Source organism: Blautia luti, from assembly GCF_033096465.1.
GTDB classification, from domain to species: domain Bacteria; phylum Bacillota; class Clostridia; order Lachnospirales; family Lachnospiraceae; genus Blautia_A; species Blautia_A luti.
This window is the reverse complement of sequence record NZ_AP028156.1, coordinates 3,578,531-3,599,243: the sequence shown is the minus strand read 5'-3', so window position 1 is coordinate 3,599,243 and position 20,713 is coordinate 3,578,531. Positions and strand designations below refer to the sequence as shown.

Below are 20,713 nucleotides of genomic sequence, written 5' to 3'. Positions count from 1 at the left end.
GAAATCAACTCTATGAAAAGCACAAAATTTACCGGGCTGCTTACGAAAAAGAAGACAGTCCGGTATCTTGTTTATCTTTTACTTGTCTGTATGTTCGCTGTTTTTGTCATTAAATTGAATCAGGTGGAAAAAACAGAGCTGGTGGTCCGGACAGGACAGACATTTGAGAAAGCAAAAGTGGTCAAAGTACTTGAAGATAATCTACAGGAAAACGGAACCCGTGTAGGAGAGCAGAAGGTTTGTGTACATATGCTTACAGGTGAACGAAAAGGACAGGATCTCGATATCACAAGCAGTTCCGGATATCTTTTCGGTGCTGCATGTAAACCGGGAATGAAAGTCATTGTTATGCAGAGTGTTGCCGGTGATTCGACTGTTGCCAGTGTTTATACCCAGGACAGAGAAGGCATTATTTATATCTTTGCGATTATCTATCTGCTGGCTCTTTGCCTGATTGGTGGGAAACAGGGAATTAAGGGATGCCTTGGGTTGATTTTTACATTCTTCTGCGTGATCTTTGTTTATCTGCCGTTGGTATATCTGAAATTTTCACCGTTCTGGACGGCGGTGTTTGTATGCTTTATTACAACGTTGGTTACTATGTATCTGATCGGAGGTCCGACACGGAAGACATGTGCAGCGACACTTGGAACACTTGCCGGTGTTGTTCTTGCAGGAATTTCAGCGTGGTGTTTCAGCAAGGCTTCCGGGATTACCGGTTTTAATGTTTCGGATATTGAGACACTGATGACTCTTTGGAACACGAATCGTATCCAGGTTGGCGGATTGCTTTTTTCAGGATTGCTGATCTCCTGTCTGGGAGCAGTGATGGATGTTGCTATGTCCATTAGCAGTGCTATTGATGAAATCTACAGACAGAATACTTCATTAACCCGGAAAGAACTTTTCAAAGCCGGGCTGCGTGTGGGAAGAGACATGATGGGAACAGACAGCAACACACTGATCCTGGCATTTGCAGGAAGCAGTGTCAGTACACTTCTTCTGGATTATTCTTATGATCTTCCGTATCAGCAGATCATTAATTCCAATAATATTGGTATTGCGATCATGCAGGGACTGGCGGGAAGCTTCGGGATCGTGCTTTCTGTACCGTTTACTGTACTGATCTGTACGATACTTTTTCATAAGAGTAAATAATACAGGGGCTGTCTTTCGACAGCCCCTGTTAGGATTCTGAAAATTACCGTATTCTTTTCTTTATCATCGGTCCGATGATCATGGCGATGATCATTTTTACCAGGTCGGCCGGGATGAATGGGATTACGCAGACTGCGAGAGCAGCTTTGAAAGTGTAATCTGCAACCAGGCAGAACCATATAGTTCCGAAGAGGTAGCATACGATCGTTCCGACGATCATACCGATAAGCTGGATCCATGGCTTATGGCAGTTATCAATTACCAGTCCGGCAATGATGGCCATAACGATAAATCCGATGATGTATCCGCCAGTAGGACCTGCAAGTTTGGCAGGGCCGCCTGTGAATCCAGAAAATACCGGAAGGCCGACCAGGCCAAGCAGAAGATAGATCAGATAACTAATCGTTCCTCTTTTCCATCCGAGAAGATACAGGGACAGATAGATTGCCAGGTTGGTGAATGAGATCGGGACAGGGCCGATGGGGATGGACAGTGGGGCAAGAATGCAGGTAACCGCGGCCATTAGTGCGGTCATGGTTATTTCGTAGGTTTTGCTGTGAGGTGCGGCAATGCTTTTTGTCTGGTTCATGTTAAGAGAACTCTCCTTTTGAAGTTTTTTGTTGTGCAGATAAAATTGTCCGCACTTGGTTAAATAGTGTTCAATTGTCAGCAAGTGTATGATCATGCGGATTCAATCTCATAAGTAAATCCCGCGTCAGTGATGGTTTTCAGTGTATCCTCAATGCCCTGACCTCCCTCTGTCAGATAACCGGAAGCAAAGATAGAGTCAACAACACTAAGCAGTTTTTTTTCTTCACCTTTGAAATATACTTCTCTTCCGGCAGCACAGCGGATGTCTGCTTTCGGCACGAGAAGTCTTGCAAGACAGAGGACTTTCATGCAGTATTCGGTTGTCAGCATGGAGATATCGGCGTTGCCGAGGGGAGTTCCTTTAATTGGAAGGAGGAAGTTGATGGGCAGTGCTTCCGGTTGAATCTCGCGCAGTTCGAGAAGCATATCAACTACATCTTCTTTACTTTCCCCCATACCAATAATTCCGCCACTGCAGATCTCGAATCCAAGTCCCTGAAGCATATGGATGTTCTGGACACGCTGTTCAAATGTGTGTGTACTGCAGATGTTGTGGTAATAGGATCGGCTGCTGTTCAGATTATGGTTTATTCGGTCCAGACCGGCTTCTTTCAGCATTCTGGCCTGCTTTTCTGTCAGGAAACCGATAGAGCAGCAGAGATGTGTTCCGTGTTCTTTCATCTTACGGATCCGGCGGGCAAGTTCTTCGATTTCTTTATCTGTAAATTTCATGCCGCTCAGACCGATACAGTGTCTGGATAAATGATAATCATTTACGAAATCATTGTCCTGATACAGTTTCTCTTCATCGACCCATTTGTATTTATCAATATCTGCTGTAGAGCGACAGGACTGTGCACAGTAAGCGCAATCCTGAGAACAGTTTCCGCTACGGGCGTTGGTAAGAATATGAATGCTTACACGATTTCCTTTATATTTGTATCGTAAACTCTTTGCACGATCGATCAGCGCATCAAGTTCTTCATTCGGGGTATTTAAAACAGCGATCGCATCCTCTCTGGAAAGAACAGGAGCATCTTTTTCATATAATTCGGAATTCATAGATAATAATACCTTCCCTGTGATTTTTTGTACGGGTATCACTTTAACATATAAAAGTATAAAATGTCAACTTAAAATTTAAAATAGGTTTACAATATAAAGTTTACGTGAAAATATTTGGCCTGTCAATATATCTATTCAGCGTGTCATTTACTGGCGCAATGAAATATCTGGTATGATAAAAATTGAACAATTATGACAATGTGGAGTATTATGGCTGGATGGCAGAGAGAATCCAGAATCTGAGGAGAAGAACGTTTATGAAAATAAGAAAAAGAAATATTCGGTAGATGAACTGCTCATATATGCATATAAGCATAATCAGATACCGGAAATTTTATTTGTGAAAGACAGAGATTGTTAACGTTTTATGGTAAATGAGCATAATGACAGGCAGCAGAGGAAACAGGACCCATCTGGTGGGAAGGTAGAGGGCACAGCAAACCGCTCCTCCCAAAATACAGATTCCCAGAAGAAGAGGGAGAAGCCATGCGGTCAGCTTAAGCGGGGCCTGCTTCAGATAGCTTTTTACAGGCAGATATACCAGCAGTATACCGGGAATGATTACGGAAAGTTCAAGTACAGGGCGAAGTATGTCAGTCATTTCAGGACCTCCTTTGGAACAGAAATTCCATAAATGTCTGTCTGGCGTTTTTCTGCAGTTTACGGCTGACAGGGACATTGCTTCCATTATCAAGGCGAAAGCCTGATCCGTCAAAATCAACGGCATGCTCCAGATTGATCACAACGCCCCGGTTACACTGATAGAAACGTGAGTCCATTTTCAGGGAGGTTATGAAGGAATCAAAGGACTGGCGGGTGACCAGTTCCCTTTCACCGGCAGTGTGGATGTGGATCATGTGGGAAAAATGCTCTGCGTAGATTATTTTCCGGAAGGGAATCTGAATATTACTGCCGTTTACCTTTACATCTATGTATTTCCCGGAATCCGGGATGCGGGAAAGGATTTCATCTGCCAGTACGGAAATATCATTTTCACTGTAGGGCTTTACAAGATAGTGGAGAGCCCGGACCTGAAATCCCTCTAATGCATGGTCAGTGGAAGTTGTTGTAAAGACCAGCAGACAGTCAGTGTCTGATCTGCGAAGTTCTTTTGCTGTATCAATCCCGTTAGATCCATTCATATAAATATCCAGAAACACTACAGTGAAAGGACATTCCTTCGCTGCAGTGAGGAAAGTTTCTCCATTTTCATATTCAAATATATCTATGTGGACATTGCGCCTGGAAAATTGAGATTCCAGTCTGTTGCGAAGTAGTGTCCGTTCTTCTGAAATATCATCAACAATTGCAATTCTCATAGTAAATCTTCCTTTATTTATATGTTTATAAAATTCTGCTATAAGTATATCACAAAACAATACCATAGATTTACAATTCGTGTCATTTTCTGTCGTTTCGTGACAGAATTATTGAAAAAATTTCTGACTTTTTTATAATGAGGATAACAAATGGGAGTACATCAAATGGAAGAGGAGGGATGTCGTGTATTGTATTGCCATATTGACTGATCAGGAACAGGAAGGACAGAACTGTGCGGAATACATCAGAAATTACTGTACAGAAAAGAATGTTTTTCCATTGATTGAAATCTATCAGGATCAGGAACGGTTTTTTGGGCGGACACGAAAAACAGTACCGGCAGTGGTGTTTCTTGCATTGCCTGGGGTGTCCGGGCTGAATGCGGCAGAACATCTCCGTTCCCTGTATCCGAAATGTGGGATTATCTGGTGCAGTGATCTTGATTTTTCGCTTCATGCGTTCAGGATGCGGATAGAATATTTTTTTATGAAACCTGTGGAAGAGCAGAAAATAAAAGAAGGACTCTCCATTTGGTTTGAACACAGAAATGTAATATGACAAAAACACTCAGGAGGAAAAACAATTATGAAGAAAAGAGCTTTAATTCTTGCAATGATCGCTTTTATAGCAGCTACAACATCTGAACCGTCAATAAATATGGTACGTGCAGAGGAAACACAGGTAGAAGAAACACAGACAGAGGAAAATGCAGGTCAGACATCAGAACTGCCTATAAAGACACTTACACCGAAGGTTATGGATGTGAATCCTTATATGGCAGCAAGTGATTCCAATATTCATCATGACTGCTATAATACAGATTCAACAGATGAGGTATTGCCTGTTGATATTTATTCTGAGATCAATGTTTCTTATGAAAAAGTTAATCCCAATGCTTCCCCGGCAGTCTTTTTTGATTCCTATGGACATTCTGTGGTTCCGCTTCTGGGTGGCCTGGCGATCCGTGATATTAATGCAGATGAGGCACAGACCTTGGGCTATTTTTCACCAAAACAGCATGACAATGGAAGCTATCTGATACAGAGTTCATATTCTTTTGTAGATGAGAGCAATCGCATTGTGTGTCCGACGAACGATAATCGGGTACTTATGCTTAAGGCTACAGATGAGGAGGGAAATGTACTTCCGGAATTTGAGAAAGTGCTGGATATTGATATTAAAGCGGCAGCAGAGGCTGCACTTGGAAAAACACTGGATCAGAATCTGTTATCTGTAGTTTTTGATTATGAGGGAAATCTCTGGTTTGCAACAGGAGGCTTCCGCATTTATCCTGACAGAAAACAGCAGGGAACCTTTGGCTATGTTTCGCGTGCAGCTATCGATAAGATCTTGAATGGAGAAGATGTGGATCTGTCAGATGCAGTGTTTGTATATGAACTGGAACCGGGAGAGGGTGCAGAGAATGGTATTGCGGCATCTAAGGAGGGTGCGGTCATTCTGACAAATCTGAAGTGTTATCTGCTCCAGGCGGATAATGGTGTGAAAAAAGTCTGGGAAACTTCCTATAAAAGTGTGGGTGCCAAGGAAAGCAAAGAAGGCGATGAGACGACAGGTGGCGGTCTTGCATGGGGAGGTGGATGTTCCCCGTCTTTGACCAAAGATCTGGTTATGTTTACAGATAATCAGGATCCGGTAAATCTTATTGCGGTGGATATGAAAACAGGAGAACAGGTTGCGAGCATGCCCGTTATAGATGAGCTTCCGGAAGATACACAGGTGTCTGTGGAAAATTCTGCAATTGTATATGATGATGGAGAGGGAACTGTAAGCACGATCGTATGTAACTGGTTTGGTGCAGGAAGTGCAAAGCTTGGAGAAGCAGATAATGATTCCTCAATACAAAGCTATGAGAATATTTATGATGTGGGCTGGCTGAGACAGGGCAATAAAATGATCGCGCCGGGTATAGAACGTGTGGATACAGTTAAGACGGAGAACGGATATGAGATGAAGAGTATCTGGTGCAGAAGTGATCTGTCTGACACTTCCATGATGAAGCTGTCCACTGCAACAGGATATATTTACGGATATGTTCAGGATATGGAAACTGGTATGTGGCAGTATATCATGCTTGATTTTGAGACAGGCGAGACTGCATTTACCATGGATATTTCTGACAAACCGGGATACAACAACATGGCTATCGGTATGTATGCGGGAAACAGCGGAAATGCGCTCTATTGTCCGACTGGCTATCTGGAACTTCTGAGATTGCAGGACAGGTTTGTATATCTGCCGGAAATGCCTTACCGCAAGGTGGATCTGGATCAGGCAATGCGCAATGTGTTAAGTCAGGAGAAATTTGCAGCAGACGGCGGCCAGGGAGATGTGGAAGGATGGCTGAATACGATCACAATTGAGAACGTACATCCGAACACAACCGTTGCAATACGTATGAAAGGAATCTCAGGGGAAACAGGTTCTTTGAAGCTGTATGCATATGGCACAGATGGTACCTTGAAAGAAGTTCCGGCAGAGAAATGGCATATTCAGACAGAAGATGGTGAAACACCGGATACATTATCCGAAGATGTACTGTATGAGATACACATGACTGTGGAAGATGGCGGTGATTTTGATCTCAGTGAAACGGAAAAAGAGATTAAGATATCTGCTGTTCTGGGAATCTGAAAGTGAGCACAACCACCGGTTGAACCGGTGGTTGCTGATTAAGAGGACATTATAATTACATACAGTGAAAATATATAGAGGAAAACAACATGAAGACAATCATAAAGTATGAACTGGTCATAAATGAAGCACTTAGATCTGCACTTAATTACAATACACCTGACGAGCAGATTAATGAATTTATCCGCTTTTTCGGCAGACATATCGGTTCTGACAGAATATATATTTTCGAAGATTGTAAAGAAAGACATGGTACAGACAATACATATGAATGGTGTGCACAGGGAGTAATTCCCGAGATAGACAGATTGCAGAATGTCGATATGGATATAATAAAATGGTGGTATGATACGTTTTCCAAAGGTGAAAGTATCATTATCACTGATATAGAAGATATCAAAGAAGAACATCGCGTATCGTATGATATGTTAAAAGCGCAGAATGTGAGAAATGTGGTGGTGTGCCCTTTGCGTTATAAAGATGAGATAAGTGGTTTTTTCGGTGTGGATAATCCTCCAAAGAGTGATTACAGGGGGCTTACTACTTTCCTGGATATGATAGGAACGCTTCTTATCTCATTTCTGAAAATGCGTAATTCATTTATAAAGTCAAATAAAGAGGCGAAGCTCAGCAGTTATTCATCGCTTTCCAAAATCTATATATCTATGCATTTGGTTGATGTGCAGACAAAAAGATATCATATTATAAAAATGACAGATCAGATTGCGGAATATTTGGGAAAAGATTTTAAAATGGGAGAATATGAAATCAGAGATGATTTTTGCGGACATATCAATGGTATTGCTGAGAAAATGTGTATAGAATCACAACTTCAGGAATCGCTGGAGTTTGTAGATATCAGTACGTTGGAAGAACGGCTTATTGGGGAAAACAGCATAACACATGAATTTACAGATAAAATATTAGGTTGGTGCCGAAGCAGATTTATTCCTGTAGATTACGATGAAAATGGAAGACTTTTGCATGTACTTTTCTGTATTGAGTGTATAGAAGAAGAAAAAAAGCGTGAGAACAGACTGATTTATCTGGCGCGGACAGATCTTATGACAGGATTATGTAATCGTGGAAGCGGAGAAAAAAAGATTACTGAATTTTTAAGGAGAAAAACAGGAGGATTGCTTTGTTTGATCGACTGTGACAAATTTAAATCCATCAATGACACTTATGGACATTCTGTAGGAGATAAGGTAATCATAGCCGTTGCGGAGAAGCTACAGAAAACATGTCGTGACAGTGATGTGGTTTTGCGCCTCGGTGGTGATGAGTTTGCCATGTTTGTACCGGGAATGCTGGAACAGAGTGTAGCAGAGAAATTTTTTGAGAGGTTTTTTGAAAACATCCGACAGATTGATATCGTAGAGATGCAGGGGAAGAACGTAGAAATAAGCCTGGGTGCGTGTTTTTATGATGGATATGAAGAGGTTTCTTTTGATCAGCTATACAAAAAGGCTGACAGGGCAATGTATCAGAGCAAAAAACAGAAGGGCTGCAGTGCTGTAATTTACGGGGAGGAGAGGTAAAAATTCTGGAAGATTCCCGGTTATGAGCTGCGTAGCGAAACATAACAAAATGAGGGGTCTATGAAAGAAAAGAAAGTAATTGATTATACCAGAACCTATCGAAGAATTGAGGCAGATAAAAAGAAATGTATTCTGTATATTGTTATACTGCTCCTGCATGGTTTTCTGCTTATGTGGACTCAGATCGATGATCTGACAGGATGATCTGTAAGATGTGTGTCGGTGTTTAAAGAAATATGAACCGCGTATGTATGTAGGAATCCGTTCAGAAACTTATTCTCTGTTTGGAAAAATCAGCTATCTCAGTGCAGGAACCGTATATCCGGGAATACAGATAAGCCTTGAAACCATTCCTGTGCAGGCACATCGTGGTTTCAGGCTTTTGCCCCTGGCATCGTTTATATGAAAGAAAAATAAAAACCGGATTTATACTATGTACATGATTTTGCGCAGAGTGAATAAACTAATACTAAAGAAAACAAGGGGTACTGCTAAAAGGCGGTACCTCTTTTCGACATAAGAAAACGAAAACTGTTTTGCAATTTATCAAGGCTTCACAAAGGGTTTACAAAATCACAAAGTTTTCACAAAAAAATTAGCACTCACCTCTTGACAGTGCTAATAATAAGTGTTATATTACAGCTAGAACAAAGGAAGGGGAACAAAAAGAGAACAAAGAAATAAGTTCTATGAGATTCCTGATAACCTAAGTTCCAAAGAAACAAGGTAAAGATGCATAACAGAGAGTCCATCATATATAGATGGACGGTATAGAAAAGGAGAGATGACTTATGTTGATGCCTAGTATTTTTGGAGAAAATTTATTTGATGACTTTTTTGGAGATTTTCCATTTTATTATGATGACAGAGCAATGAAAGATACAGAGAAGAAACTTTACGGACGCAGAGCCAGCCATATAATGAAAACCGATATCAAGGAAACTGATAAGGGCTATGAACTGGTTGTAGATCTTCCGGGATTTACCAAAGATGAAGTAAAGGCTGATCTGGAGAATGGTTATCTGACTATCAGTGCAGAGAAAGGCCTGGACAAAGATGAGCAGGAGAAAGAGACAGGACGTTATATCCGTAAAGAACGTTACGCAGGTGCCTGCAGCCGTAGCTTCTATGTAGGCAAAGAAGTTGAGAAAGAAGACATTAAAGCAGAATTCAAACATGGTATCCTCACATTATTTGTACCAAAGAAAGAAGCAAAACCAGCAGTAGAACAGAAGAAAACAATTGCTATTGAAGGCTGATGAATAAATATTCTGACTGACCCGTTAAGGGTCAGCCAGAGATTAAAAACAGATATAAAAAACAAAAGTTTACACTAAAAGATTGAAGATAAAAGGTTGAAAAAACCTGTAGAGATAGATTTGGAAAGTAAATCTGGCGAACAGATTTGACATATATAAAATATATTAGAAAAGGAGATATGACTTATGTTAATGCCTAGTATTTTTGGAGAAAATTTATTTGATGACTTTTTTGGAGATTTCCCATTCTATTATGATGACAGAGCAATGAAGGATGCAGAGAAGAAGCTTTATGGACATAAAGCAAATCATGTAATGAAAACCGATATCAAGGAAATGAGCAATGGATATGAACTGATCGTTGATCTTCCTGGATTTAAGAAAGATGAAGTCCACGCAGCACTGGAAAATGGTTATCTGACCATCAGTGCAGAGAAAGGTCTGGATAAAGATGAGCAAGAGAAAGAAACAGGACGTTATATCCGCAGAGAACGTTATGCAGGTGCCTGCAGTCGTAGCTTTTATGTAGGTAAGGAAGTACATCAGGACGACATCAAAGCAGAATTCAAACATGGTATCCTGACATTATTTGTTCCGAAGAAAGAAGCAAAGCCAGCAGTGGAACAGAAGCACAGCATCTCCATTGAAGGATAATAGATGTTAAGTTACAGCAACGGGAGGTCAAATCTTTTGGCTTCCCGTTGTTTGCATAATGAGGATTGCAGAAATATGAAGTGTGGAATGATTGCATTAGAATGTGTTTATGAGGGAAGGTGATGATATTGAAAAGAGACTATTATGAAGTTCTGGGCGTGAACAAAAACGCGGATGCAGCAACGATTAAGAAAGCATACAGAAAACTGGCAAAGAAATATCATCCGGACAGCAATGAGGGAAACGCTTCGGCAGCAGAGCATTTTAAGGAAGTAAATGAAGCCTATGATGTTCTGAGTGATGAGAAGAAGCGTAAACTATATGACCAGTTCGGCCACGCTGCTTTTGAAGAAGGCGCCGGTAATTATGGAAACGCACAGGGCAGCCCGTTTGGCAGTGGATTTGGCGGAACACAGGGCAATCCTTTTGGCGGCGGTTTCCATGGCTCGTACAGTGATGGCAATGGTTATCATGAATATCATTTTGAAAATGGCGAAGATATGGATGATATCCTGAAGAACATTTTTGGTGGTGGATTTAAGAAGAGTAAATCATCCGGTGGCTTTGGAAGCAGCGGCTTCGGTGGCAGTGGATTTCACGGAAGTGGTTTTGGTGGATTCGGAAGCAATGGAACTGGCGGCTTCGGCAGTGGCTTTAGTACAGGTGGAAGTGATTTCCGCAGTCATGGCTTTAGCGGTTCTTACAGCAGTAAAGGTGAGGATCTTCATGCGGAGGTTACTGTCAGCTTTGATGAAGCTGCTTTTGGCGGTAAGAAGGTTATTCGCCTGCAGAGCAGCAACGGTGGTGTCCAGAATTATGAAGTCAATATTCCGGCAGGTATTGAATCCGGTAAGTCTATCAGACTTAAAGGAAAAGGATATCCGGGAGTGGGCGGATGTGAGGCCGGTGATTTGCTTCTGAAAGTAAATGTTCAGGATAAACCTGGATACAGACGGGAAGGCAGAGATGTTTATACAACTGTAAATATTCCATTTACAACTGCTGTATTTGGCGGTGAAGCGAAAGTTCATACCATCTACGGTGATGTTCTCTGCAATATTAAACCGGGTACACAGTCGGGAACTAAGATCCGTTTAAGAGGAAAAGGTATCGTAGCGATGAATAATCCGTCTGTCCACGGCGATGAATATGCAACCGTACAGATTCAGGTACCAACCAACCTCACACCTGAAGCCAGACGCAAACTGAAAGAATTCGAACAGGAATGTAGCAAAACCTATAGAGGTCGCGGATTCGGTAATGGGAGTGCTGCCTAATTATTCTAATCTGAATTACATTTCAGAAATCGATGCTTTTAAATCCAAAAATTGGAGGTATTGTTTATGACTGAGGAAATCTCTTGCGCAAAAGGGAATGTCAGTAAAAGAAATTGCAGATGTTTCCCAGAAGTCCGGCTGCGGTGATTCCATGGCAGGAGGACTGGCTGTTGCACTGGAAAGAAATTATACGCCGCAGGAAGCATTGAAGTTCGCAGTGGCAGTAGTATCTGCCAATGCTCTTTCTCCGAATAAGGGAGATTTCAAATCTGAATATGTAAGAAGATTTTGTCCGAAGTGACTGTAAAAAGATTATAATAGCAACAGGCTGTATGTGTGGAAACATACAGCCTGTTTGTGTTTATCTGGGCTCTTTTCCAGCGCGGAAGAGCATCATCATTTCTTTGGTCAGGCTGATGTTGTTGCCCTGATCGGGGATTTTGTTCCGTTCTACCCACTGGGCCATGGAGAGTTCTTCGTGATCGACAGTGAGAGTATCATCGCCGTCTACGTCGCAAAAGAATCCGAAAAGAAGGGAACCACTGAAAGACCATGGCTGGCTTTTATAGTAGCGGAGATTCTTGACCTTCAGTCCCACTTCCTCCATAACTTCTCTGTGGACTGTTTCCTCAATGGTTTCGCCGATCTCTGCAAAGCCTGCGATCAGGGCGTAGCGTTTGAATCTGCGGCCTTCGTATTTGGACAGGATGATCTTATCGCCGTTGGTAATTCCTACGATAACTGCAGGACACAGAACCGGGTATTCGTGATTTCCGCAGGAGGGGCATTCCATCATACGCTCTTTCTGGCTGTGGATCATAGGTTTGCCGCAGCAGCCGCAGAACTGGCGCTTATTGTACCATTGGTAAAGCTGATGGCCTGTAATTCCTGCGAATGCCAGGTGCTGGGGGTGTGCAGTGCGCAGCACACGGACATCCTGAAATCCATAATCCGGAAGCAGGGAAGCGTCCAGATGGGGGATCAGATAGAAACGCTGGTCGTCAACGGAAAACAGGTAGATATAATTACTGTAGAGATTTTCTGTTTTGCCTTCTAATTCCTGAAAACGGGGAAAAGAGATGGCTTCTTCACGTTCCTGCCGTGGAAGAAGGATGCTTCCTTTCTCATAGACCAGAATGAAGCTGTCTTTGTCCGGCTGGGACGGTCTGTATTCGTTGTGATAAGTATGTGGCGCAATATCCTGAATCATAATGTAATAGTCCTTTTCTGAAAAAATATACCATATACAGTTCGAAAAATACATTGTTATAACAACATATCAGAAAATTATTCGTCTTTGTGCCTCCGTGAATTCATATCGTCATTATCCGTCATGAGATATTTTCGGATGGCGAAAAGGACTGCGATGCTGATCACACCCAGGAGCGTTTCACTGGGTCCGAGATGTTCCACCACCATCTGACGGGCAGTGGCGAACATCAGTACCTCTACAACTGTCTGGGCGGAATGCTGGCAGAGCATTTTTACAAACTCTACGCCTACTACCAGAGATAGTGCCTGGGAAAGGAAACTGGTGAAAAATTCCGTATCCATAGTCGGCACAGAGGTGGCTGCCACTTCCATGATCAGGCGGATGCCGGACAGAGCGATCACCACCAGAATGATAATGGAAAGGACGATTTCCGTGTAACGTGAAATATTATAAATGATTTCGTTGAAATGTTTACGTATGGTATGGTTTACCTGTCTTTTTGGCATAATTTATGAACTCTTTCTTTAAAATTTTTCGTGGGCAAAAGGATGAAATTTAATACAGATAGTCTTTATTTACATATCCGTAATTCATAAGCCGTGGGGAATACACGTACCAGTACTGGGAGTCATTAGAATCGATCAGCTGGACTGTGTCGCCGGTGTTCAACTGACCGATCTCATTGGAGGTATCATATGCCTTGGCGTTGCGCAAAGCAAGATATCCTTTGCTTACGTGGACAGTTTTGGTGGCATAGGCTGTTCCACCTGTGAGGTAATCTTTATTTACAAAACCGTTCAGATCATATTTCGGAGAGTAGACATACCAGTACTGGGAATCGCTGGTATCCATTAACTGGACTGTGTCACCGGTGTAAAGTTCCCCCAGTTCGTTGGAGGAATCATATGCCTTCATACTGCGAAGAGCCAGATATCCTTTGTCCACATGGACGGTTCGTGTCTCGCCGAAATATCCTGTGCTGCTTCCGGAACTGCCGCCGTAGAGATAGTCTTTATTAACATATCCGTAGGAATTCAGCTTGGGAGAATATACATACCAGTAAGAGGGATCGCTGCTGTCAGAAACACATACTGTATCGCCGGAGTAAAGCTGGCCGATCTCGTTGGAGGAATCGAAGGCTTTCGCGCTGCGGAGGGCCAGATATCCTTTGTCCACGCTTACGGTCCAGTTGGAATTGGAATAACTGGGGGAAGAGGATACTACAGCGTCCAGGTAATCGTTATTGACATAGCCGTATCTGTCATATTTCGGAGAGTAAACATACCAGTATCCGGTAGCTCCGGTGTAATCTGCTACTTCTACCAGATCGCCGGTGTAAAGTTCTCCGATCTCATTGCTGGTATCGAAAGAGGTATCATTTCTCAGTGCCAGATATCCGGTGGCTACGTTTACGCGAAAGGTGTTGGATGATGCCTGAACATCAGCGGAATTTCCGGGAACAGAGACTGCCAGGGCAGCTGCAGCCAATAGTGTTAAAACTTTTCTTTTCTCTTTCATCATAGGAATCCTCCTTTTTTAATAATTCGTGCTGTTAACGGAATCAGTTGTAGTAATCGTAAATTTCTCTGCTGAGTGAAGCAATGGTATTCTGTGCAGCAGAGGTGTCTGAGAGATTCTGGGACATGAATACGATCACCAGGTCATTCTCGGAATCATAGATGATCCCGGCGTCATTTTCTACATTGGAAAGTTCGCCTGTTTTGTTGGCTGTTTTTACATCCTGGGGAAGCTGGGCTGGAATCTTGTTTCTTCTGGTCTGGGCTTTCAGCAGGGTGTACATATCAGAAGCATGTGGGTAATCCGAATCTTCTTCCTCATAGATCTCCTGGAGAAAATGTGCACAGTCATCTGTGGATGTATAGTTGTCTCCCTGTGTATTATCTGCCAGAAGCAGGCGCCCCATACTTGTTTTCGTATAATCGTGGGCCTGGCAGAAACTGTTTACAGCCTGCATTCCGGCTGTGGAATTACCACCGCCCAGATAACTGACTAATGTGTTGGCTGCATCGTTGTCACTGACGGTGATCATGGAATAAAGGCTGGAGTCTACAGATTCTTTGCTATACTGCCGGATCACGGAGTCATAATTCTCGTAAACTGCTCCCATAATGTAGAGCTTGATCAGGCTGGCTGCCTGCATGGAATCTGTGTTCAATCCGCCCTCGGATTCATTAAAAAGATCACAGATGTACAGGGACCAGTTTCCATTGCCTGTGGGCAGTTTCACCTGGAGCTGATCTAACAGGGACTGAAGCTTCTCATCGGTTACAGGTTCTGCGGAAGAGGAACTTCCGAAGACGCTGTCTGTAGATTCCGAGGAAGGAGAAAGCATTCCCTCACCTTCAGATGCGGAGCATACAGATGAGAGAAGGAAGCAGACGGAAATAAGAGGAAGTAAAGCGCGTTTTAAGTACATAATGTTCACCTCATGTCTGGCGGGACCCTGGTTCAAAAAAAGTTTTATGGTGCAGGCACGGACGGCTTTTGAACCTTTGACCCGGATATCATAATTATAATTGATAGATATAGAGTTTTTGTATTTAAAATTATAACGTCTCCGGGTGATGGTTACAAGTATAACCTTTTCTGATTTGACGGATTTAAGATGATATAAAAATAGTTCATACAAATTGTATGGATATGTATGGAGAAAATCCGCATATCTAATTATGGCTTTCGATATATACAAATGCTACAATAGAATCATCAAAAACGGGATAAAGAACGACAATTTAACTAAATAAATATGGAAACATGGGGGTGTTTCCCAAACTATATGAGGAGGTAGATCATATGTTAACACCAAAACAGAATATGCTGGAAGTTATAAAGGGCGGTAATCCTGACAGATTTGTCAATCAGTATGAAGCAGTGCAGCTTCTTTTTCATCCGTTTATGTATGCAAACCCGCTGCTCCAGCCGGGACAGGAAAATGTGGTAAATGCATGGGGCGTAACCAATACTTTCCCGAAAGGGGTTCCAGGTTCTTTCCCTGTACATACTCCGGATAAGATCGTAGTAAAAGATATTGAAGACTGGAAAGATTATGTACATGCACCGTCTCTGAAATTTACCCAGGATCAGTGGGATATGGTGAAAGCTCAGTATGATGCAGTTGATGGAGAGCAGGCATTTAAGGCAGCTTTCGTTGCACCGGGAATATTTGAGCAGACTCATCATCTGTGCGAGATCAGCAATGCGCTGGTTTATTACATTACAAATCCGGATGAGATGCATGACCTGATCAAATATCTGACAGAGTGGGAGCTGGAACTGGCAGAAGGAATCTGTTCTAATCTTCATCCTGATGCAATTTTCCATCATGATGACTGGGGCGGACTGGACAGTACATTTATGAGTCCGGCAATGTTTGATGAATTTTTACTTGAGCCGTATAAAGAGATCTACGGATATTATCACAGCCATGGTGTTGAACTGGTTATCCATCATTCTGACAGTTATGCTGCGACATTGGTTCCGTCTATGATCGAGATGGGAATCGATGTATGGCAGGGATGTATGGAAACCAATAATCTTCCGGAACTGATCAAGAAGTATGGTGGAAAGATCAGCTTCATGGGTGGTATTGAGAACCGTGCAGTTGACTTCGAGGGATGGACAGATGAGAACTGCGAGGCAGTTGTACGTCGTGTCTGTGAAGATTGTGGAAATAAATACTTTATTCCTTGTATCGCTCAGGGTGGTCCTGGTTCTGTTTATCCGGGAGTTTACAAATCTCTCTGTGATTCCATTGACAAGCTGAATGAAGAGAAATTTGGTATTAAGGCATCTGAATCTACGAGACTTCCGTGGCAGATCATGTTCTGATTTTTTGTATTTGCCAGTGACAAATCGGAAGTTTGGGAGAGGATGGCAGAGCGGAATGCGAATATCTGCCTGACGCGTAGATGAGATTTTGGGGGTGACAGAGGATGATGCTATGGAGGTGTTTAAAAGATGATTATTATTGGGGAAAAAATTAATGGTTCTATTCCGGTTGTTGCAGAAGCGATCGCGAAGAGAGATTCTGATTTTATTAAAGCGAGGGCGAAGCTTCAGGCAGATAGTGGGGCTACTTATATTGATTGTTGTGCTTCTGTTCCGGAAGCAGAGGAAGTGGAAACTCTGAAATGGATGATCGACTGTATTCAGGAGGTTACAGATCTTCCAATTTCTATTGACAGCCCGAGCCCGGATGTTCTGGCACAGGCGTATAAATTCTGTAAGAAGCCTGGAATTTTTAACTCTGTATCAGGAGAGGGACATAAGATTGATACGATTTTCCCGATCATGGCAGAGCCGGGAAATGAAGGATGGCAGGTGATTGCGCTGCTGAGTGACAATACTGGTATTCCGAAATGTGCGGCAGACCGTCTGAAAGTTTTTGACAAGATCATGGCGAAAGCGAAGGAGTATGGAATTGCTCCGAACAGAATTCATATTGATCCGCTGGTTGAGATGCTTTGTACTTCTGAGGATGGTATTGCTACTAATATTGAGACAATTACAAGTGTTCGTGAGCAGTATCCGTCGATTCATATCACAGCCGCGATCAGTAATATTTCCTTTAATCTGCCGGTGCGTAAGCTGATCAATTATGGTTTCCTGGTACTGGCAATGAATGCCGGACTGGACAGTGGAATTATGGATCCGACTAATAAGGATATGCTTGGACTGGTTTATGCGACAGAGGCGCTGCTTGGTCTGGATGATTATTGTATGGAATATATCGGGGCTTACAGAGAAGGACTGATTGGAACTGCAAAGAAGAAATAATAAGGAGGATTTGATTATGTCTAAGATAAATGAAGTTGCTGAATTAGTAGAAAAAGGGAAAGCGAAATTAGTAGGACCGGCTGTACAGGAAGCCATTGATGAGGGTGATGATCCGGTTGCGATTCTGAATGATGGTATGATCAGTGCAATGTCCGTAGTTGGTGAGAAATTTAAAAATGGTGAGATTTTTGTTCCGGAGATGCTGGTTGCAGCGCGTGCTATGAAGAAGGGAGTTGAGGTTCTGAAACCTCATTTGGCAACTGGTTCTACTGGTGCGCTGGGTAAAGTTATTATTGCGACTGTTTCCGGTGATCTTCATGATATTGGTAAGAATCTGGTGGCTATGATGATAGAGAGTGCCGGGTTTGAAGTAATTGATCTTGGGGTTGATGTTCCGGCGGCTAAGATTATTGAGTGCTATAAAGAGAATCCGGATGTTAAGATTATTGCTCTTTCTGCTTTGCTGACGACTACTATGCCGTCTTTGAAGGAGACTGTTGAGGCGTTGAATGCGGCTGATTTCAGAGGTAATATTAAGGTTATGGTTGGTGGGGCACCGATTACTGAGGCGTTTGCTGAGGAGATTGGGGCTGATGGGTATTCTGATGATGCGGCTAGTGCGGCTTCGTTGGCTAAGAAGCTGGCGGCGGCTTAAGCTGGATTATTCTTTTATGGTATAAGGATAACATGAAAACATAAAGGGAGGGGACTGCTCTGCGGGTGCGTGGGGTGGTCCTTTCGCTTTATGGGGTGGTATAATAATGGGTGTTGGTTTCGCGAGTGGGTGAATGAGATGTGGGGAAGTTATTGGACATAAAATAATAGATGTGTGAAAAGGTTGATTATTGGGCAAGTGTGGGAGGTTTTTTATATGGCTTGGGTGAAGTTTGTGCGTGAGGATATTGAGATAGAGGTGGAAGATGGAACTTCGGTGCTGGAGGCTGAGATCAGGGCAGGGTTGAGACCGGATGCGCCTTGTGGTGGGCTTGGTAAATGTGGAAAGTGTCTGGTTAAGATTGATGGGGAAGTGGTTAAGGCGTGTCAGGTGCGGATTGGTGTGGGTGAAATTTGTGCAGTGGAGACGTTGGACAGGGCTGGTAATGAGAAGATATTGACGGATGGGTTTAACCGGGAGGTTGTGTTTGGGCCGGGATTGCGGATGGTTCAGGTTGAACTGGAGAAAGCGAATGTAGGGGAGAGGCGGTCGGATTGGGAGCGGCTTCTGGATATATTGGGGGAGAAAGATAGTGATATTAGTCCGGAGAGTATGGAAGTGAATCTGAAGTTGGCAGGGGAACTGTATGGAATGCGGAGAGATTCTGATGAGTGGTATGTGGTTTATAGTAGAAGGCGGATCCTGGAGTTTAGGAAGGAAGCTGGTCGGAGGTGTCTGGTGGCGTTTGATATTGGGACGACTACGATTGCGGGGTATTTGCTTGATGGTGAGGATGGCAGGACTCTGGCGGTGGAGAGCCGGATGAATCCCCAGGCGCAGTATGGTGCGGATGTGATCATGAGGGCAAATTATGCGTTGGAGCATGGAACGGAGGCGTTAAGTCAGTGCATACGGGAAGCGGTTAATGAGATGCTGGGCGTGCTGGCAGAGAATGCAGGGATTGACAGGAGGGATATTTTTCAGGTGTGTATTGTGGGAAATACCTGTATGCATCATCTGTTTCTGGGGATTTCTCCGGCTTCGCTGGTGCATGCGCCTTATACGCCGGCTGTGAGTGAGAGGCTGGTTTTGAATGCGGAGGATTATGGGTTGGCTGTGCAGAAGAAGGCGGAATTGATCATGTTGCCGGATATTGCCGGCTATGTAGGAGCGGATACCTGTGGATGTCTGCTGGCGTTGAGGCAGGATCTGCAGGAGGAGATTTCACTGATGATCGACATTGGAACGAATGGGGAGATGGTTCTGGGGAACAGGGAGCGTCTGGTGACTTGTTCTACGGCAGCGGGGCCTGCTTTTGAAGGGGCCAAGATCGAGTGCGGAATGCGTGGCGCGGCGGGAGCTGTGGATCATGTGAAGTTTAGGGATGGGAAATGGAGTTATACGACTGTGGGGAATAAACCGGCGGTTGGTTTGTGTGGTTCAGGATTGATCGATCTGGTGGCAGGGCTTCTGGATGCGGGAATGCTGGATGAGAATGGAGCGTTGAGCAGTGGACAGAAGAATCAGAGTGTGTTTATGCTGGTATCACCGGAGCTGGCTGGCAATGAGAGAGGGGTTTATCTGACACAGAAGGATATTGGAGAGGTTCAGCTTGCAAAGGCTGCGATCGCAGCCGGGATCCAGATGCTTATGGAGCGGCTTGGGATTACAGAAGATGAAATCAGTTCGGTATATATTGCAGGGGCTTTTGGCAATTATATGGATCCGGTCAGTGCAGGGAAGATTGGATTATTTCCAGCAGCACTTGTGAGGAAAGTAAAGCCTGTGGGAAATACTGCCGGTGAGGGCGCGAAGATTGCGCTTGTGAATGAGAAGGAAATGCTGGAAATGGATGAGCTGGTGAGAAAGATTGATTTCGTGGAGCTGGCTGCTTCGGGTGATTTTCAGGATTATTTTATTGATGAGCTGGGATTTGAGGTAAGGAGTTGAGGTTATGGATATAAAGAAATTAGAACAGATGGGAATGGAACAGGGCTTTTCACATGTGGCGCCGCTGGATTGTGATACGATTGAACTGAAACCGGAGGTGCGTCAGATGTGTGCGTCAGATACCTGTCATAAATATAATAAGTGCTGGAGCTGTCCTCCAGGATGTGGCACACTTGAAGAATGTGAGGCAAAAGTACGGCGTTATAAATATGGAATTATTGTTCAGACTGTGGGAGAACTGGAGGACGCTCTTGATGGAGAAGGTATGATGGAAACGGAAGCCAGGCATAAGGAGTATTTTGTAGAGTTTGAGAAGAAGCTGAGGGAGCTTTATCCTGATATGCTGGCAATTGGAGCAGGGTGCTGTACGAAGTGCAAAGTCTGTACCTATCCGGATGCGCCGTGTCGTTTTCCGAAGCAGGCTTTTTCTTCGATGGAAGCTTATGGGATGTTGGTGACGCAGGTCTGTCAGGCGAATGGGCTGCAATATTATTATGGAGATTGTACGATTGCTTATACGAGCTGTTATCTGTTGGAGTGAAAATGAAAGTGCTTTTACATTGTAAATAACTTCAGGCTAT

General features: G+C 43.4%; 22 protein-coding genes. 15 read left to right on the top strand and 7 right to left on the bottom strand.

Going from position 1 to position 20,713, the window contains the following annotated elements:
* The first annotated feature begins 12 nt into the window (after positions 1 to 12).
* A complete protein-coding gene (locus R8695_RS16680) occupies positions 13 to 1,158 on the top strand; it encodes a YibE/F family protein (protein WP_154780100.1) in 1,146 nt (381 codons plus the stop codon).
* Between the two features lie 43 nt (positions 1,159 to 1,201).
* Here R8695_RS16680 and R8695_RS16675 read toward each other — a convergent pair whose 3' ends face one another.
* Positions 1,202 to 1,747 (bottom strand): biotin transporter BioY, encoded by a 546-nt coding sequence (locus tag R8695_RS16675; RefSeq protein WP_118509932.1) that lies wholly within the window; start codon positions 1,745 to 1,747, stop codon positions 1,202 to 1,204.
* A 92-nt stretch (positions 1,748 to 1,839) separates the two neighbouring features.
* Entirely contained in the window at positions 1,840 to 2,811 is a 972-nt protein-coding gene (gene bioB, locus R8695_RS16670; protein ID WP_118509934.1) for a biotin synthase BioB, read from the bottom strand.
* 370 nt (positions 2,812 to 3,181) lie between these two features.
* Here bioB and R8695_RS16665 point away from each other — a divergent pair, with 370 nt between their 5' ends.
* A complete protein-coding gene (locus R8695_RS16665) occupies positions 3,182 to 3,448 on the top strand; it encodes a hypothetical protein (RefSeq protein WP_205730798.1) in 267 nt (88 codons plus the stop codon).
* Here the strand turns inward: R8695_RS16665 and R8695_RS16660 are convergent.
* On the bottom strand, positions 3,417 to 4,133 hold the full coding sequence (locus tag R8695_RS16660) for a LytR/AlgR family response regulator transcription factor (RefSeq protein ID WP_154780099.1): 717 nt from the start codon (positions 4,131 to 4,133) through the stop codon (positions 3,417 to 3,419). The genes R8695_RS16665 and R8695_RS16660 overlap by 32 nt on opposite strands.
* Before the next feature lie 184 nt (positions 4,134 to 4,317).
* On the opposite strand from R8695_RS16660, the gene R8695_RS16655 reads away from it, so the two are divergent.
* The 8 genes from R8695_RS16655 (at position 4,318) to R8695_RS16620 (ending at position 11,818) form a co-directional block, all read left to right on the top strand.
* Entirely contained in the window at positions 4,318 to 4,692 is a 375-nt protein-coding gene (locus R8695_RS16655) for a response regulator (protein WP_118509938.1), read from the top strand.
* A gap of 27 nt (positions 4,693 to 4,719) precedes the next feature.
* Positions 4,720 to 6,786, top strand: a complete 2,067-nt coding sequence (locus R8695_RS16650; RefSeq protein ID WP_154780098.1) for a hypothetical protein — start codon at positions 4,720 to 4,722, stop codon at positions 6,784 to 6,786.
* 89 nt (positions 6,787 to 6,875) lie between these two features.
* Positions 6,876 to 8,327, top strand: coding sequence for a sensor domain-containing diguanylate cyclase (locus R8695_RS16645; protein WP_154780097.1), 1,452 nt, complete (start codon positions 6,876 to 6,878; stop codon positions 8,325 to 8,327).
* Between the two features lie 60 nt (positions 8,328 to 8,387).
* Positions 8,388 to 8,531 (top strand): hypothetical protein, encoded by a 144-nt coding sequence (locus R8695_RS16640; protein ID WP_154780096.1) that lies wholly within the window; start codon positions 8,388 to 8,390, stop codon positions 8,529 to 8,531.
* Between the two features lie 587 nt (positions 8,532 to 9,118).
* A complete protein-coding gene (locus tag R8695_RS16635; protein ID WP_008705428.1) occupies positions 9,119 to 9,586 on the top strand; it encodes an Hsp20/alpha crystallin family protein in 468 nt (155 codons plus the stop codon).
* Between the two features lie 186 nt (positions 9,587 to 9,772).
* Positions 9,773 to 10,240: an Hsp20/alpha crystallin family protein gene (locus R8695_RS16630; RefSeq protein ID WP_118509946.1), complete on the top strand. Its 468-nt coding sequence runs from the start codon at positions 9,773 to 9,775 to the stop codon at positions 10,238 to 10,240.
* 122 nt (positions 10,241 to 10,362) lie between these two features.
* Positions 10,363 to 11,517 (top strand): DnaJ C-terminal domain-containing protein, encoded by a 1,155-nt coding sequence (locus tag R8695_RS16625; RefSeq protein ID WP_154780095.1) that lies wholly within the window; start codon positions 10,363 to 10,365, stop codon positions 11,515 to 11,517.
* A 97-nt stretch (positions 11,518 to 11,614) separates the two neighbouring features.
* On the top strand, positions 11,615 to 11,818 hold the full coding sequence (locus tag R8695_RS16620; protein WP_154780094.1) for a PfkB family carbohydrate kinase: 204 nt from the start codon (positions 11,615 to 11,617) through the stop codon (positions 11,816 to 11,818).
* 60 nt (positions 11,819 to 11,878) lie between these two features.
* On the opposite strand, the gene nudC is transcribed toward R8695_RS16620, so the two are convergent.
* The 4 genes from nudC to R8695_RS16600 all read right to left on the bottom strand — a co-directional run bounded on the left by nudC (position 11,879) and on the right by R8695_RS16600 (position 15,167).
* Positions 11,879 to 12,727: an NAD(+) diphosphatase gene (gene nudC / locus R8695_RS16615; RefSeq protein WP_154780093.1), complete on the bottom strand. Its 849-nt coding sequence runs from the start codon at positions 12,725 to 12,727 to the stop codon at positions 11,879 to 11,881.
* A 77-nt stretch (positions 12,728 to 12,804) separates the two neighbouring features.
* On the bottom strand, positions 12,805 to 13,236 hold the full coding sequence (locus tag R8695_RS16610) for a phosphate-starvation-inducible PsiE family protein (RefSeq protein WP_154780092.1): 432 nt from the start codon (positions 13,234 to 13,236) through the stop codon (positions 12,805 to 12,807).
* Positions 13,237 to 13,285: 49 nt separating this feature from the next.
* Complete coding sequence (locus R8695_RS16605; RefSeq protein WP_243139485.1) at positions 13,286 to 14,251, bottom strand: hypothetical protein; 966 nt, start codon at positions 14,249 to 14,251, stop codon at positions 13,286 to 13,288.
* A gap of 40 nt (positions 14,252 to 14,291) precedes the next feature.
* On the bottom strand, positions 14,292 to 15,167 hold the full coding sequence (locus tag R8695_RS16600) for a serine hydrolase (RefSeq protein ID WP_154780091.1): 876 nt from the start codon (positions 15,165 to 15,167) through the stop codon (positions 14,292 to 14,294).
* A gap of 377 nt (positions 15,168 to 15,544) precedes the next feature.
* On the opposite strand from R8695_RS16600, the gene R8695_RS16595 reads away from it, so the two are divergent.
* The 5 genes from R8695_RS16595 to R8695_RS16575 all read left to right on the top strand — a co-directional run bounded on the left by R8695_RS16595 (position 15,545) and on the right by R8695_RS16575 (position 20,673).
* Positions 15,545 to 16,579, top strand: coding sequence for a uroporphyrinogen decarboxylase family protein (locus R8695_RS16595; protein WP_118509956.1), 1,035 nt, complete (start codon positions 15,545 to 15,547; stop codon positions 16,577 to 16,579).
* 129 nt (positions 16,580 to 16,708) lie between these two features.
* Positions 16,709 to 17,527 carry a methyltetrahydrofolate cobalamin methyltransferase gene (locus R8695_RS16590; RefSeq protein ID WP_154780090.1) on the top strand — a complete coding sequence of 273 codons (819 nt, stop codon included), beginning with the start codon at positions 16,709 to 16,711 and terminating at the stop codon, positions 17,525 to 17,527.
* A 16-nt stretch (positions 17,528 to 17,543) separates the two neighbouring features.
* On the top strand, positions 17,544 to 18,182 hold the full coding sequence (locus R8695_RS16585; RefSeq protein WP_118509960.1) for a corrinoid protein: 639 nt from the start codon (positions 17,544 to 17,546) through the stop codon (positions 18,180 to 18,182).
* A gap of 216 nt (positions 18,183 to 18,398) precedes the next feature.
* Entirely contained in the window at positions 18,399 to 20,132 is a 1,734-nt protein-coding gene (locus R8695_RS16580) for an ASKHA domain-containing protein (RefSeq protein ID WP_118509962.1), read from the top strand.
* Between the two features lie 4 nt (positions 20,133 to 20,136).
* On the top strand, positions 20,137 to 20,673 hold the full coding sequence (locus R8695_RS16575) for a DUF2284 domain-containing protein (RefSeq protein WP_154780089.1): 537 nt from the start codon (positions 20,137 to 20,139) through the stop codon (positions 20,671 to 20,673).
* The last annotated feature ends 40 nt before the right edge of the window (positions 20,674 to 20,713 follow it).